Origin of the sequence: Pseudonocardia sp. EC080619-01 (assembly GCF_001420995.1) — a bacterium.
Classification (GTDB): domain Bacteria; phylum Actinomycetota; class Actinomycetes; order Mycobacteriales; family Pseudonocardiaceae; genus Pseudonocardia.
Map to the genome: position 1 here is coordinate 3,215,324 of NZ_CP012184.1, position 14,176 is coordinate 3,229,499.

Below are 14,176 nucleotides of genomic sequence, written 5' to 3' on the forward strand. Positions count from 1 at the left end.
CTCGTCCCGCGGCCCGCCGCCGACCCTACTTCGAATCCTGCGACGCGGCCCCGTTCTCGGCGGCGCCGTCGGAGCCGGGGCCGAACATGAACCCGCTGTTCGTGGCGGGGCTCGGTGCGTCGGTCGAGGTCGGCCGCTCCTCGGGCGTGCGCTGCGGCCGGGTCACGAACTGGCCAAGGGCCACACCGGCGGCCAGCGCGAGGCCGGTGGCGAGCGCGATCGTCACCGTCACCAGGCCTTCCGAGACCCCCTCGACCGCGAGCTGGTAGAAGCCCTGGTACGCGGCGAGACCGGGCAGCAGCGGGGTGACGCCGGCCAGCGTGACGACCATCGGCGGGGTGTCGGTGCCGCGCCGCAGCAGACCGGCGGCCAGGCCGACGACGAGCGCCGCCAGACCGGTCGAGGTGATCGTGCCGAGCCCGACGATCTGGGTCATCGCCCCGTACACGGCCCAGCTGGCCGCGCCGACCGCACCGGCGATCGGCAGCGACTTCAACGGGGAGTAGCCGGCCAGCGCGTAGAACGCCGCGGCCAGCGCACCCGACACGACCGACAAGCCGAACTGCCCGACGCTCGACGGCAGGTCGCCGGAGACCTCGATGGTGACGTCGAACTGGAACCCGAGCTGGAGCCCGATGACGACGCCGGTCAGCAGCCCGGCCGAGAGCAGCGAGATCTCCACGACCCGGGCCGACGCCGTCAGGTAGTAGCCGGTCAGCGCGTCCTGCACGGTGCTGACCACGCTCAGCCCGGACAGCAGCACCGTGATGCCTGCCGCCACGATGAACGACGGCCTCGTCCCAGCGGGGAACAGGCCCAGCGAGATCAGCAGGATCGTCGACGCGGTGACCAGGAAGCCGCCGAGCGCCTGCTGGAAGAACGCGGCCACTCCCAGGCGCGCCAGCAGCCGGCCGATCCGGTCGATGATCGCCGTCGTGACGAAGGCGGCCGTGGCCGTGATCGGGCCACCGCCGAGCAGGAGCGCAATGGATGCGGCCAGCCCGGCCCACCCGACCGTGGCGATCCAGCGCGGGTACGGGTGCGGGCTGCGCATGACGTCCGAGACCCGCGACGACGCCGCCCGGACGTCCAGCTTTCCCGCCTCGAGATCCCGGACGATCTCCTCGGTCTCCGCGAGCCGGGACAGGTCGAGCGTCCGGTAGCGGACCAGCCGCATCGTCGTGACCGGCTGGGCCGCGTTGCCGCGGTGGCAGCACATCGTGATCGAGGTGAAGGTGATGTCCACGTCCACGGCGGGCAGACCCGCGGCGTTCGCCAGCCGCAGCATCGTCGCCGTGACCTCGTCGACCGACTCACCGGACGACAGCTCGATCTCGCCGATCCGCATGCAGAGGTCGAGGACCTGCTGCACCTGTGCGTCGTCGGGCACCTGGGGGCCGAGCATCAGCATCGGCACCGTCGACGGACCCGGGGTCAGCAGCCGTTTCGCGTCGCGTCGCAACGCTCCGCGCAACCGGCGTGCGAACCGGTCGCCCGTCGGCGTCTCCTCGGCCACGACCCCGTCACCTCCGTATGTCCTAGCGGTGCCTGCGCCTACAAGGCTAGGGCTGTGTCCCGGCACGGTGACGGGGGCTCCGCCGACCTCACACCCGGCCTCACATCGTGCGACGGCCGGGCAGGCCCGGAGGTTGCGACGACGGCTGCGGGTTAGGCTGGGATCACCCGCCGGTGTAGCTCAGTGGTAGAGCAACTGTCTTGTAAACAGTAGGTCGTCGGTTCGATCCCGACCTCCGGCTCCATACGTGACCTGCACGTTCGCCGTTCCCGTCGATCGGCCGGGCGCCGGTGGCCGCCCCGACACCGTGATGCGCCTCCTCCGCGGAGTGGCGGGAGCCGGCCCGCTCCGTTCGGTGCGGCTGTGTCATGTCGCCCGGACAGTGACCACGGACTGTCACCTGCTCGCGGGAAACCGGATCCGGAAAGAGCACGGTACACGGTTCTGTCGGAGAGTCGACATTCGGTGAAATCGCGACCTGCCATGTCCCGTGAACGGGAGGGCGGTTCCTGATCGGCGAACTTGACTACGAAGACGTCCGAGGACTCTGCTGTGTCCTGGAATTGCGAGCCGAGCAGAGTTCGTGGTTCCCGTTCGGTGCGACAGGGTCGACATGGAGGTTTCCCCGTGATCCGGAAATCCGTTCTTCTGCACGCGCTCGGAGATCTGTGCCGCCGGCGTCCTCGGTGTCGCATGCTCACCGTGCCACTCCTCGTCGCGGCACTTCTGCTCGGGACGTCGCTGGCGGGTGCCGCACCGGCCTCTGCGCGAACGATGACGCTGGACTGCACGAACGACGCCCTGGGCGGACTCGACGTCCAGTTCAACCGCGTCCGGATCTTCGGGCAGGTCGAGTGCCGGGAGAAGAGTGGTGACTCGCCCGACAGCATCGTCCTGTCGGTCACCCTGACGAACGACACGCTCGCCTCGTCCGAGAACAATCAACAGACCGAGGAAAGGGCCTGGTCCGCCGGTCCCATCGGCGCCGAGCTCGTCTGCATCCCGGGGCATCACTACCGCTACGCCGTCACCAGTCGCGTGACCTGGGAAGGCGGGCTGTACGACTTCGGCGACTGCGCCAGCGACCCGATCCTCATCGACTACTGCGGTGATTTCGAGGTTCCACGCTCGAATCTGTTCTGTGCCGCCGACAGTGCCTGACGTACACATCACCGGTGCGCTCCCGTGCCGAACCGTCCCGTACGGGAGGTGCTGTGGTGGGGCACCGGGTTCGCCGCCCTGACGAGCGAGGTGGCGCCCCGAGTGGGTCGCCGGTGTCGCGTGCCTGATCGGTCGTGGCCGACCGGGTTTCGGTCGTGCACGATCGTTCCCGCCCGATCGTGGGTAAGGTCCCCCGGAGGGAGAGATCCACGTCACACCGATCGAGGCACTGTCATGCCGCAAGGAGGCCGCATCACATGAAGCTCGCTCTCTACCTGCCGAACTTCCGCGACAAGGTGACGATCAAGGAGCTGACCGACCTCACCGAGCTCGCCGAGGAGCTCGACTTCGACTCGGTCTGGACGCTGGACCGGATCGTCGTCCCGGAGGCGTCCGACCACGAGGGGCTCCAGTACTCGTTCGGCATGATGGACGGCCTGCCGAACGCCCTGCCCGTGAGCTCCCGCGGCCAGTGGTTCCAGGGCTACCCCCTGATCCCGTGGCTCGCCGCGAAGACCTCGAAGGTCCGCATCGGCATGAGCATCATCGACACGCCGTTCCGCTCGCCCGGCGTCCTCGCCGCGGAGCTGTCGACGATCGACCACCTCTCGAACGGCCGGCTCAACGTCGGTGTCGGGTCCGGCTGGATGCCCGAGGAGTTCGCCGCCGCGAGCGCCGCGCACATCTTCCCGAAGCGGCACAAGCACGTGCGCGAGTCGATCGAGATCATGCAGGGCATCTGGGCCGCCGAGAACGACCACTTCGAGTACCACGGCGAGTTCGCCGACTTCGACAAGTGCGGGTTCGGAGCGAAGCCGCTCCAGCAGCCGCGTCCGCCGATCTTCATGAGCGGCCTCAAGGACCCGCTGCGCTCGGCGCGGCGGATCACGAAGTACGACCTCGACGGGTGGATCGGCATCCAGGACTCCCCGGAGGGGCTGGGGAGGTGGCGGACCGCCATCGACGAGCAGTTCGAGGAGATCGGCAGCCCGAAGCGGTCGAAGGACCTCGAGATCTGCAGCATGATCTGGACGGTCATCACCGACGAGGACACCGACCAGACCGTGAACGGCGTCGCGTCGAACCTGCTCGTGGGCTCCGAGCGGCAGGTCACCGACCGGCTGAAGGCCTACAAGGAGGCCGGGATGACGATGCCGCTGATCTGGCCGCCGTTCGCCGACGTCCCGGTGTCGAAGACGCTCGACGACCTCAAGCGGATCAAGAACGACATCATGCCGAAGGTCGAGGCGTCCTGACCGATGGCCGAACTCGAGGGTAAGCGCGTCCTCGTCACCGGGTCCGGGGCCGGGATCGGCCGGGCGATCGCGGCCCTGTTCACGGAGCGCGGCGCCCGGGTCGTGATCAGCGACATCGACGCCGACGCGGCTGGGAAGGTGGCGGCCGAGATCGGCGCCGCCGGCGTCGCCAACTGCGACGTCACCGACGAGGCGCAGGTACAGGCGGCCGTCGCCCGAGCCGTCGAGATCCTCGGTGGGCTGGACGTCCTGGTCAACAACGCCGGGATCGAGGTGGCCTCGCCGTTGCTGCAGCAGTCCACGGAGAGCTTCGACCGGATCCACGCCGTCAACGTGCGGGGGCCCTTCGTCGCGATGAAGGCGGCGATCGGGCACCTGGTCGAGTCGAAGGGCAACGTCGTCAACATCGCCTCGATCGCGGGCATCGGCGGCAGCCCGCTGCTCGGGTCGTACTGCGCGAGCAAGGCGGCGGTGATCCAGATGACCCGGGTCGCGGCGGTGGAGATGCGGCCGACGGGCGTCCGGGTCAACGCGGTCTGCCCCGGCTTCGCCGACACGGCGATGGTCGAGCGCCTGGTCCCGGACTTCGAGGCGGCGACCCAGGTCCCGTTCGGGGACCTCGTCGCCATGAAGCAGGGACGGCTCGGCACCCCGGAGGACATCGCCGAGGTGACGGCGTTCCTCGCGTCCGACCGGGCGTCGTGGGTCACCGGCAGCCACTACGTCCTCGACGGCGGGCTGACGGCGTCGCTGGTCTGAGATCGCACGCGTCGGCGGGCCCGCTCGCGAGCGGGCCCGCCGGCTCACGCAGGGGGAGGCTGAACGGATGACCGACATCCTCTGGAGCCCGTCGCAGGACCGGATCGAGCGCTCCGCGCTGCGCGCGTACCTGACCTGGCTGGAGGAGCGCGAGGGGCGGGCGTTCGCCGACCACGACGAGTTCTGGGCCTGGTCGGTCGCCGACGTCGACCGGTTCTGGCGCTCGATCGTCGACCACTACGAGGTCGCCTTCTCGGCGCCGTGGGACCGGGTGCGGACCGCCGACCCGATGCCGCACACCCGCTGGTTCACCGGTGCCCGGCTGAACTGGGCCGAGCACGCGCTGCGCCGCGGCGCCGAGGACGACCCCGCGCTGGTGTGCGTGCAGGAGGGCGGCGGCCGGGCCCGGGAGATCGCCTTCGGCGAGCTGCGCCGGTCCGTGGCGGCCGCCGCCGGCTGGCTCCGCCGGGCCGGTGTCCGCCCGGGCGACCGGGTCTGCGCCTACCTCCCGAACACCGAGCACACGGTCGTCGGGCTGCTCGCCACCGCCGCGGTGGGCGCGGTGTGGTCGTGCTGCTCCCCGGACTTCGGCGCGGACGGGACCATCGGGCGGCTCGCGCAGCTGGAGCCCACCGTGCTCGTCGCGGCCGACGGCTACCACTGGAACGGCAAGGAGATCGACCGCACCGACGTCGTCGCGCAGCTGCGCGAGGAGCTCCCGACCCTGCGGCACGTCGTGCACGTCCCGTACGTGTCCGATCGCCCCGCGCCCGACGGCTGCACGCCGTGGGACGAGCTGCTGGCCACCGACGCGGCGCCCGAGTTCGAGCAGGTCGAGTTCTCGCACCCGTTGTGGGTGCTGTTCACCTCGGGCACCACCGGGCTGCCGAAGGGCCTGGTGCACGGCCACGGCGGGATCACGCTCGAGGGGCTCAAGTGGTCCGGGCTGTACTGCGGGCTGCGCGCCGGCGAGCGGATGTTCGCCTACACCTCGACCGGCTGGGCGTTGTGGAACATGCAGCTGGGCGCGCTCACGCAGGGCGCGGGCGTCGTGCTGTACGAGGGCAGCCCGGGGCACCCGGCCGGCGCCGTCTGGGAGGCCGCGGCCCGCACCGGGGCCGACGTGATGCTGCTCGGTGCCGCCGTCGTCACCGCGTCGGCGAACACCGGCGTCTCACCCCGGGCCGAGCACGACCTGGGCCGGCTGCGGCACGTGATGGTCAGCGGCTCGGCCCTGCCCCCGGCCGGCTACCACTGGATCGCCGAGCACGTCAGCCCGGACGTGCGGATCGACTCCACCAGCGGTGGCACCGACATCTCCGGCTCGTTCGTCGGCGCGAACGAGTACGCGCCCGTCCGGGCGGGCCGCATCGGCGGCCGGCTCGCCGGCGTCGACTGCGCGGCCTGGGACGACGACGGCGAACCGGTCGTCGGGTCGGTCGGCGACCTCGTCGTCACGCAGCCGATGCCGTCGATGCCGGTGTACCTGTGGAACGACCCGGACGCGGTGCGCTACACCGAGTCCTACTTCGACACCTGGCCCGGCGTGTGGCGGCACGGCGACTGGGTCACGCTGCACGACGACGGCAGCGTCTCCATCCACGGCCGCTCGGACTCGACGCTCAACCGGCAGGGCGTGCGGCTGGGCACCGGCGACTTCTACGACGTCCTCGAACCGATGCCGGAGATCACCGAGGCGCTGGTGGTCGGCGTCGACCTGCCGGACGACGAGTACTGGCTGGGCCTGTTCGTCGTCCCCGCACCCGGGCACGCGCTCGACGACGCTCTCCGGCAGCAGATCGTCAGCACCCTGCGGACCCGGCTGACGCCCCGGCACGTCCCGGACGAGATCGTCGAGGCGCCTGCCGTGCCGCACACCCTGAGCGGCAAGCGGCTGGAGGTGCCGATCAAGAAGCTGCTGTCCGGCAGGCCGCTGGAGAAGGCGGCGAACATCGCCTCGGTCGACGACCCCGACGCGCTGCGCTGGTACGCCCGGTTCGCGGCGGACCGGTCGGCGTAGCCGTGCGCCTGGGCGCGACGCTCGCGCACCTGTCCGACGCGCCGCCGTACCCGGTGGCGGAGTGGGCGCGCCGGCTGGCGGGTGCGGGGTTCCGGAGCCTGTGGGCGCCCGAGATCATCGGCCGCGGCCGGCTGGTCCCGGACCCGTTCGTCGCCCTCGCCGCCGCGGCCGCCGCCACCGACGGCGTCGAGCTGGGGACGGGGACGGTGCAGGTCCCGCTGCACCACCCCGCCGAGCTCGCGCACCGGATGCTCTCGCTGCGCGCGGTGTGCGGGGACCGGCTGTCGCTCGGCGTGAGCCCCGGCTCGACCCGGGGCGACCACGCCGCCCTGGACCGGGACCACCGGACCCGTTTCCGCGTGTTCGACGAGAACGTGGTCCGGCTCCGTGCGCTGCTCGCCGCCGGGGGCGACGACCACGCTCGGCTGTCCGACCCGCCGGCCGGCCGGCCGCCGCTGCTGCTCGGCTCGTGGGGCGCGAACGTCGAGAAGGCCGCCCGGCACTTCGAGGGCTGGCTGGGGTCGGGCTCCCGCGCCACACCCGACGAGATGGTCGCGGCGCTCGGCCGGTTCCGGGCCGCCGGTGGTGGGCGTGCCGTCGCGTACGCGGTCCCGGTGCCCGCGGGGGCCGACCTCGGGCGCACCGGCGAGCACCTGCGCCGCTACGCCGACGCGGGCTTCGACGACGCCGTCGTGGTGATCGGTCCGGGCGGGCCGGACCCGGAGCGGGTGCGGGCCCTGCTGCCCTGACCCGTCCCACCGGCCGATGAGTTCCCGGTGCCGCGCCGGTCGGAACGGCATGCGCACCCACACCCTCCGCACCGACGGCGCCGAGATCACCTACGACGTCCACGGCCCCGACCCCGCTCCCGGCGGCCCGCCGCCGCTGGTCGCGATCGGCCAGCCGATGGACGCCACCGGGTTCCGCTCGCTGGCCGCGCACCTGCCCGAGCGCACGGTCGTCGCGTACGACCCGCGTGGCCTCGGCCGCAGCACCCGCCACGACGGCCGGACCGACCACGACCCGGACGTGCAGGCCACGGACGTGCACGCCCTGATCACGGCCCTCGGCGCCGGGCCGGTGGACGTGTTCGGCAGCAGCGGCGGCGCGGTGACGGCGCTGGCGCTGGTCACGGCGTACCCGTCGGACGTCCGCGTGCTGGTCGCCCACGAGCCGCCGGTGATCTCCGTCCTGCCCGACGCGGACGAGGCCCGGCGCGCCCGCGCCGCCTGGCGCGACGCCTACGAGGCGAAGGGCTGGGGTGCCGGGATGGCCGCGTTCATCGCGATGACCAGCTGGACCGGCCCGCTCACCGACGCCTACCTCGCCGGCCCGGCCCCCGACCCGGCAGCGTTCGGGCTGCCCACCGAGGACGACGGCTCCCGGGACGACCCGCTGCTGTCCGACCGGTCCTGGGCGGTCAGCGACTTCGTCCCGGACGTCGCGGCACTGACCGCGGCGCGGACCCGCATCGTGCTCGCCATCGGCGAGGAGACCGGGGACACCTTCACCTCGCGGACCGCCCGTGGCGTCGCGGCCGCGCTCGGCAGCGAGCCGGTCATGTTCCCGAGCCATCACGGGGGCTTCGCCGGCGGCGAGTTCGGCTACCCGGGCAAGCCCGCCGAGTTCGCCGCCGTGCTGCGCGGGGTGCTCGACGGCGGCTGACGGCCCAGCCGGGCGGTCAGTCCTCCCGCTCGGCGGTCGCCTTCAGCTTCTCGAGCGTGGTCGTGAGCATGTCGCGGGTGAACGCCGCGCGGTCACGCACGCCGGTGACGACCCGGCCGATGGCGACGACGGGGGCGCGGCGCAGGTCCACCCAGGACTCGGTGACCTCGCAGCCGGTGCCGGTCGGCGTGATCTCGTAGATCCACTCCGCGGCGGTGACCGGGCCGAGGCGGGTCTCGAAGGCGAACCGGCGCCCGGGCGTGGCGTCGGTGACGACGGTGGTGGTGGGCCAGCGCCGCAGCCCGCGCCGGTTGGTGCCGGCGAACCGGGCTCCGACGACCGGCCCGGTGGGGGTGCCCACCCAGCGGCCGCCGGTGTTCTCCGGGCTCCACTCGCCCATCCGGGGCAGGTCGCTGACCAGGTGGTACACCGTCTCCGGCGAGGCGGCGACGGTGGTGGTGGCGCTGGCGGTGGGGGTGCGCACGGGACCTCCGGGGTCGGGTCGGCGTCGGCGTCGATGTCGGCGGACAGGCGGTACCGGAGTGCAAAGTTCCGGACCGTTACACCGTACGGGTGATTGTGGCTTGCGGTCAGCCTTGCAGGTGAGCGGGCGTCGCCGCCTGCGCTCTTCCACTGTGGAATCCGCGGAGTTCTTTCGACGAGGAGCGGTTCCACCTGCGTGGATGCCGTTCACACCCGTCCTCGATTTGCATCTGGGGTGACCTTCGTCGCATCATTAACCGTCAGCGGTGACTGTAACTTGGGCCGCCGGCGGCCGGGTGCGCGTCCGCACCCAAGTGGACGGCGTCGTCGTTGACCGGGAACGGCCGGGGCGAGCACTGCCCGACCGATGCCACCTCGAGGAGGAGGAGGGTATGGGTGAAACCACGAGCCGCGTGGCCCACATGCGGCGCTGCGACTCCGGGGACCGGTGGCCCGGCCAGGGCCGGCAGATGCCCCGCCGGCAGGCCGGGAAGGTCATCGACCTGCTGCTCGCCGGGCGACGCCTGCTGGACCAGACCCGGCTCCCGCACCCGGAGCACGTCATCGACTTCGGCTCGGCCCGGTCGGTCCTGCGGGCGCTGTGGTCCGAGGTCATGGCCGCGCTCGGCGCGAGCGAGGGGAGCCCGTCCCGCGACCTGGTGACCCTGCTGCAGGCGATCAAGGAGCTCGACGAGCAGCTCCTGCTCGACCACCTCGCACACCAGGACCAGGCGCTCCAGCGGGTCCGTGCCGCACTCGCCCACCTCGGGGAGGCGCGGACGAGCGCGGCGCTGCTGGACACCGCCGCCGCGACGGCGTGCGGTCTCGGTTTCGACCGCTCGATCGTCTCGCGCGTCGCCGACTCGCTGTGGATCCCCGAGCGGGTCCACGTCGCGAAGGACCCCGCCTGGGCGGGGGAGATCCTGGAGCTCGGCCGTACCCACCCCCAGACCCTCGACGGTCGCCTGGTCGAGAGCGAGATGGTGCGCCGGCGCACGTCGCTGCTCGTCGACCAGGTCCAGGAGCGGCCGGGGGTCAACAAGCCGATCGCCGACGCGTCCATGTCGCGCAGCTACTGCGCGGCGCCGATCGTCGTCCACGGCGTGGTCGCGGGCTTCGTCCACGCCGACTGCTACTACCAGCAGCGCAACGTGGACCCGCTCGACCGGCAGCTCGTCACCCTCTACGCCCAGGCACTCGGCCAGGCACTCACCCGCACCATGGTCCTGGACGAGATGGACCTCGTCCGGGCCGACGTCGAGCGGCTCTCGCAGCGGATCTCCGACGCCCGCGAGGGGAACCTCGGCGACGGCTGGTGGGGACACGGCGACGGCGAGGGGGTCACCGCCGGAACGCCCCCACGGGGCGTCGAGGGGTACCTGCGGAGCGTGCCGGACGATCCCTCGCTCACCCGCCGGGAGGTCGAGGTCCTGCGGCTGATGGCCGGAGGCGACACCAACGCCCGCATCGCGACCCGCCTGGTGATCTCCGAGGGCACGGTGAAGTCGCACGTCAAGCACATCCTGCGCAAGCTCGGTGCCGCGAACCGCGCGGAGGCCGTCTCGCACTGGCTGCGCAGCGGGTACGACCGGGCGGGCCACGGTCCGTCCCGTCCCGCCACGCCCCGATGACGGAGCGGCACCCGGGCCCGGCGGCGCGGCGGGGAGCCGTCCCCGTCGTGCTGCAGGACTACCTCCGGCGGCTCGACGCCGCCGCCAGGGCGCTGCCGTCCGGCGAGCGCCAGGACCTCCGGGCCCGGGTGTGGACCGACGTCGCGGCGGCCGCAGGCCCCGCGCCCACCGGCGACCGGCTGGCCCGGGTGCTCGGTGAGCTGGGGCCGCCCGAGGGGCTGGTCCCCGCCCGGGCGGGGGGCGGGCCGGGTGGGCTGCGGGACCCGGCGGTGGTGCACCTCCTCGGCTGCTCCCTGCTCAGCGCCGGGATCACCGGGGTGATCGGTCTCGTCCGCGTGTGGCGCGCCCCCTCGTGGCCGCGCCGCGACGCGTTCGTGGCCACCCTCGTGGTCCTGGCCGGGGCGGTCGCGCTGCCGGTACTGGCCCCGGTGCATCCGGTGCCGGGGGCCGTCCTCGGCGGGCTCGGCGCCGGCGCCCCGCTCGCGGGAGTCCTCCTCGGGGTCGTCCTCCTGCGCGCCCGCCGGCAGTAGGGGGCCGGATACCCCCCGAGGGGGAGGGGGAACCGCCCCCCACGGGAGGTGTGACCCCGGTCGCCGCCCACGAGACTGCTGATCCGGTGGGTCCGACCTGCACCCGGCCCCCCGACACCACCGACGACTGGTCGACTCGAAGGAGAGTTCATGACCACGCCTGGGACCCTCACCCAGTCGCCCGACGACTCCGTCGAGGTACCGCGCAGAACGACGGGTGCCGGCGGAGCGGGCGTGCTGAAGAAGGCCGCCGAACCGTTCGTCGTCGCGGGCGAGATGTGGCAGCTGATGGTCAAGGTGTTCGTCCTGGCCGTCCGGAAGCCCGTCGGGTTCTGGGGCGACACCCGCGACCAGTGCTTCGACATCCTCAAGCTCACCTGGCTGCCGATGTCGCTCGCGGCGTTCGGGTTCGGTTTCGGTGCGCCGGGCCTGACCGGCGGCGCGATCTTCTACACCTTCGGCATCCCCTACCGGCTCGGTGCGTTCTTCGAGTTCGCGTCGGTGCGCGAGTTCGCCCCGTTCATCAACGGGATGGTCGTCGCGGGCGTCGTCGGCACGGCGATCACCGCCGACCTGGGCGCCCGGCGCATCCGGGACGAGATCGACGCGATGGAGGTCCTCGGCGTCGACCCGATCCGCACGCTGGTGCTCCCGTGGGTGCTCGCCTGCACGATCATGACCGCGGTCCTGGACATCCTGGCGCTGGTCGTCGGCCTGGTCAGTGGCTACGTCGCCGCAGGCCCGATCTTCGACGCCAGCTACGCGGGCTACTACGGCTCCCTGTTCGACCTGCTCAACACGGTCGACCTGTGGGGCAGCGTCGCGAAGTGCGCGCTGTACGGCCTGATCATCGGCGTCGTCTCCTGCTACGTCGGCCTGAACGCCAAGGGCGGCCCGATGGGCGTGGGCCGGGCCGTGAACCAGTCGGTCGTCATCTGCTTCGCCGGTGTCTGGGTCATCAACTTCGTGTTCACGCTGACCATGCTCGGCCTGAACCCGCAGATGAGCGTCTACAAGTGAGGAGGTGTCGGGAGACATGACACAGCTCGACGACCGCGGCTCCGGCCGCGACCCCGAGGAGTCCGAGCTCCGGGCACCCGAGAAGCAGGGCGTCGACGTCAGCCTGGGCTCGATCGCCGGCAAGATGCGGGGTGGCCTGAACGAGGCGGGCGACATCGGCCGGTTCACCGCCGACGTCGTCCGGGACTTCCCGGACATGTTCCGGCGCTACGTGCCCGAGGTGTTCCGCCAGGCCGGGATCCTGATCTTCAGTTCCGCGCTGATCATCTGGTTCATGATGTTCATCATGGGCGGGCAGTGCGGCCTGGAGGCCAGCTACACGCTCAAGCAGATCGGCGCCCCGCTGTACTCCGCGGTGTTCGACGCCTACTGCGGACTGCGCGAGCTCTCGCCGTACATGTGGGGCTGGATCCTCGCGGCGAAGGTCGGCTGCGGCTACGTCGCCGAGATCGGCTCCATGCGGATCTCCGACGAGATCGACGCCATGGAGGTCATGGGCATCAAGTCCAAGTCCTTCCTGGTCGGCACCCGGATCGCGGCCACCGTGATCGCGGTGCCGTTCATGTACTTCGTCGGCCTGGCGATCCTCTACCTCGCGATGTACCTGGTCACCGTGGTCAACCTCGGTGGCGTGTCACCCGGCGGGTTCCTCTACCTGTTCTGGCTGTACCAGAGCCCCTACGACATGACGGCGGCGCTGACGAAGGTGATGGTCGAGTCGATCGTCATCGTCGGTGTGGGGCTGTACTACGGCTACAACGCCAGTGGGGGCCCGGTCGGCGTCGGCCGGGCGACCGCCAAGTCCATGATCATCAATCTGGTGCTGATCTCCGCGATCGGCGCGATCGGCACCCTCGCCTTCTGGGGGCTCGACACGAACTCGCCGATCGCCAACTGACCGGCCGGGGTCCCGGCCGCACCACTCCCCGCGGCCGGGCCCCGGCATCCGTCCCGATCACCAAGCCACCCCGACGCTCCCCCGAGCAGCTCCCCCGCACGCTCCCCGGCCGGTCTCCCCACCGGCTACCCGACCGGACGGTGCTCCCCGTCGCCCGGTCCGCGCACCACGGTCGCTCCCCGCTCCACGGTGCCGTCCGCACTCCCACCCCCCGGGCGCGACCACCGCGTCCACGGTCCGGGACCCGTCCCGACCGCCCCCGAAGCACGTGACCCGCGCCGGTAGCCCCGTCACCGGTCCGCGGCAGGCAGTCCAGGAGGATCAGTGACCTCGCCGAACCAGCCCGGATACACCCCTCCGGACTCCGAGTACCCCACCCAGCAGATCCCCACCGTGCCCGGTGGGGAGACGCACGCCACCACGGCACAGGCGTCGCGCGGCCCCGGGTGGTCGACGGAGACCCGTGACTTCCGGCAGGGCGACGACCCGATCGTCCAGGTGGAGGGGCTGGCGAAGTCCTTCGGCAGCGCCGAGATCCTGAAGAACATCAACTTCAACTTCCGGCACAACGCGATCACCACGGTGCTGGGACCCTCCGGCACCGGGAAGTCGGTGCTGATCAAGCACCTCGTCGGTCTGCTGGCCCCGGATCGCGGCTCGGTCTTCGTGGACGGCCGCGACATCTGGTCGATGAGCGAGAACGAGCGCTACGACATGCGGACCCGGTTCGGCGTCTGCTGGCAGGACGGCGCCCTGTTCGGCTCGATGAACCTCTACGACAACGTCGCCTTCCCGTTGCGCAAGCACACGCGCAAGACGGAGAAGGAGGTCGAGAAGACGGTCATGACCGCCCTCGACGAGGTCGGTCTCGCCAAGGCGGCGCACAAGGCGCCGAACGAGGTGTCCGGCGGCATGAAGAAGCGCGCCGGGTTCGCCAGGGCGCTGGTGATGAACCCCGACATCGTGCTGTTCGACGAGCCCGACTCCGGTCTGGACCCGGTCCGCACGTCGCTGCTGTGCGACATCATCATGGACGTCCACAACCAGCACGGCGGGACGTACCTGCTGGTCACGCACGACATCAAGACCGCCAGGAAGGTCAGCGACTACGTCGGCCTGATCTGGAAGGGCGAGGTCGTCCACTACGGACCCGCGCACGAGGCGTTCGAGCACCAGGACCCCTTCGTCAAGCAGTTCCTGGCCGGGCAGTCCGCCGGACCGCTGGGGATGGACTGAC

13 protein-coding genes and 1 tRNA gene are annotated in these 14,176 nt (G+C 71.8%); 12 read left to right on the top strand and 2 right to left on the bottom strand.

Features of this window, described 5'->3' with window-relative positions:
* Positions 1-25 precede the first annotated feature (25 nt).
* Complete coding sequence (locus tag AD017_RS15135) at positions 26-1,516, bottom strand: threonine/serine exporter ThrE family protein (RefSeq protein ID WP_010240868.1); 1,491 nt, start codon at positions 1,514-1,516, stop codon at positions 26-28.
* 169 nt (positions 1,517-1,685) lie between these two features.
* On the opposite strand from AD017_RS15135, the gene AD017_RS15140 reads away from it, so the two are divergent.
* The 7 genes from AD017_RS15140 to AD017_RS15170 all read left to right on the top strand — a co-directional run bounded on the left by AD017_RS15140 (position 1,686) and on the right by AD017_RS15170 (position 8,377).
* Positions 1,686-1,760, top strand: a tRNA-Thr gene (locus AD017_RS15140).
* 449 nt (positions 1,761-2,209) lie between these two features.
* Entirely contained in the window at positions 2,210-2,677 is a 468-nt protein-coding gene (locus AD017_RS15145; protein WP_010240870.1) for a hypothetical protein, read from the top strand.
* Between the two features lie 257 nt (positions 2,678-2,934).
* Positions 2,935-3,933 (top strand): LLM class flavin-dependent oxidoreductase, encoded by a 999-nt coding sequence (locus tag AD017_RS15150; protein WP_010240871.1) that lies wholly within the window; start codon positions 2,935-2,937, stop codon positions 3,931-3,933.
* 3 nt (positions 3,934-3,936) lie between these two features.
* Positions 3,937-4,692 carry an SDR family NAD(P)-dependent oxidoreductase gene (locus AD017_RS15155; RefSeq protein WP_060574613.1) on the top strand — a complete coding sequence of 252 codons (756 nt, stop codon included), beginning with the start codon at positions 3,937-3,939 and terminating at the stop codon, positions 4,690-4,692.
* Between the two features lie 67 nt (positions 4,693-4,759).
* Entirely contained in the window at positions 4,760-6,712 is a 1,953-nt protein-coding gene (locus tag AD017_RS15160) for an acetoacetate--CoA ligase (RefSeq protein ID WP_060574614.1), read from the top strand.
* Between the two features lie 2 nt (positions 6,713-6,714).
* Entirely contained in the window at positions 6,715-7,461 is a 747-nt protein-coding gene (locus AD017_RS15165) for an LLM class flavin-dependent oxidoreductase (protein WP_060574615.1), read from the top strand.
* Between the two features lie 49 nt (positions 7,462-7,510).
* Complete coding sequence (locus tag AD017_RS15170) at positions 7,511-8,377, top strand: alpha/beta fold hydrolase (RefSeq protein WP_060574616.1); 867 nt, start codon at positions 7,511-7,513, stop codon at positions 8,375-8,377.
* Between the two features lie 16 nt (positions 8,378-8,393).
* Here AD017_RS15170 and AD017_RS15175 read toward each other — a convergent pair whose 3' ends face one another.
* On the bottom strand, positions 8,394-8,861 hold the full coding sequence (locus AD017_RS15175) for an SRPBCC family protein (RefSeq protein WP_010240881.1): 468 nt from the start codon (positions 8,859-8,861) through the stop codon (positions 8,394-8,396).
* A 391-nt stretch (positions 8,862-9,252) separates the two neighbouring features.
* Between AD017_RS15175 and AD017_RS15180 the strand changes: the two genes are divergently transcribed.
* The 5 genes from AD017_RS15180 to AD017_RS15200 all read left to right on the top strand — a co-directional run bounded on the left by AD017_RS15180 (position 9,253) and on the right by AD017_RS15200 (position 14,175).
* On the top strand, positions 9,253-10,491 hold the full coding sequence (locus AD017_RS15180) for a LuxR C-terminal-related transcriptional regulator (RefSeq protein WP_145982767.1): 1,239 nt from the start codon (positions 9,253-9,255) through the stop codon (positions 10,489-10,491).
* Complete coding sequence (locus tag AD017_RS15185) at positions 10,488-11,021, top strand: hypothetical protein (protein WP_060574618.1); 534 nt, start codon at positions 10,488-10,490, stop codon at positions 11,019-11,021. Before AD017_RS15180 ends, AD017_RS15185 begins: the two co-directional genes overlap by 4 nt.
* A gap of 150 nt (positions 11,022-11,171) precedes the next feature.
* Positions 11,172-12,041: an ABC transporter permease gene (locus AD017_RS15190; RefSeq protein ID WP_227012754.1), complete on the top strand. Its 870-nt coding sequence runs from the start codon at positions 11,172-11,174 to the stop codon at positions 12,039-12,041.
* A gap of 16 nt (positions 12,042-12,057) precedes the next feature.
* Positions 12,058-12,939, top strand: a complete 882-nt coding sequence (locus AD017_RS15195) for an ABC transporter permease (RefSeq protein ID WP_060574619.1) — start codon at positions 12,058-12,060, stop codon at positions 12,937-12,939.
* A 489-nt stretch (positions 12,940-13,428) separates the two neighbouring features.
* A complete protein-coding gene (locus AD017_RS15200; RefSeq protein WP_227012848.1) occupies positions 13,429-14,175 on the top strand; it encodes an ABC transporter ATP-binding protein in 747 nt (248 codons plus the stop codon).
* The last annotated feature ends 1 nt before the right edge of the window (position 14,176 follow it).

What these genes read in the sequence shown, in the direction of transcription:
- AD017_RS15145 (WP_010240870.1), top strand. Translation starts at nt 2,210, where the DNA reads ATGCTCACCGTGCCACTCCTCGTCGCGGCACTTCTGCTCGGGACGTCG.
- AD017_RS15150 (WP_010240871.1), top strand. Translation starts at nt 2,935, where the DNA reads ATGAAGCTCGCTCTCTACCTGCCGAACTTCCGCGACAAGGTGACGATC.
- AD017_RS15155 (WP_060574613.1), top strand. Translation starts at nt 3,937, where the DNA reads ATGGCCGAACTCGAGGGTAAGCGCGTCCTCGTCACCGGGTCCGGGGCC.
- AD017_RS15160 (WP_060574614.1), top strand. Translation starts at nt 4,760, where the DNA reads ATGACCGACATCCTCTGGAGCCCGTCGCAGGACCGGATCGAGCGCTCC.
- AD017_RS15170 (WP_060574616.1), top strand. Translation starts at nt 7,511, where the DNA reads ATGCGCACCCACACCCTCCGCACCGACGGCGCCGAGATCACCTACGAC.
- AD017_RS15180 (WP_145982767.1), top strand. Translation starts at nt 9,253, where the DNA reads ATGGGTGAAACCACGAGCCGCGTGGCCCACATGCGGCGCTGCGACTCC.
- AD017_RS15185 (WP_060574618.1), top strand. Translation starts at nt 10,488, where the DNA reads ATGACGGAGCGGCACCCGGGCCCGGCGGCGCGGCGGGGAGCCGTCCCC.
- AD017_RS15190 (WP_227012754.1), top strand. Translation starts at nt 11,172, where the DNA reads ATGACCACGCCTGGGACCCTCACCCAGTCGCCCGACGACTCCGTCGAG.
- AD017_RS15195 (WP_060574619.1), top strand. Translation starts at nt 12,058, where the DNA reads ATGACACAGCTCGACGACCGCGGCTCCGGCCGCGACCCCGAGGAGTCC.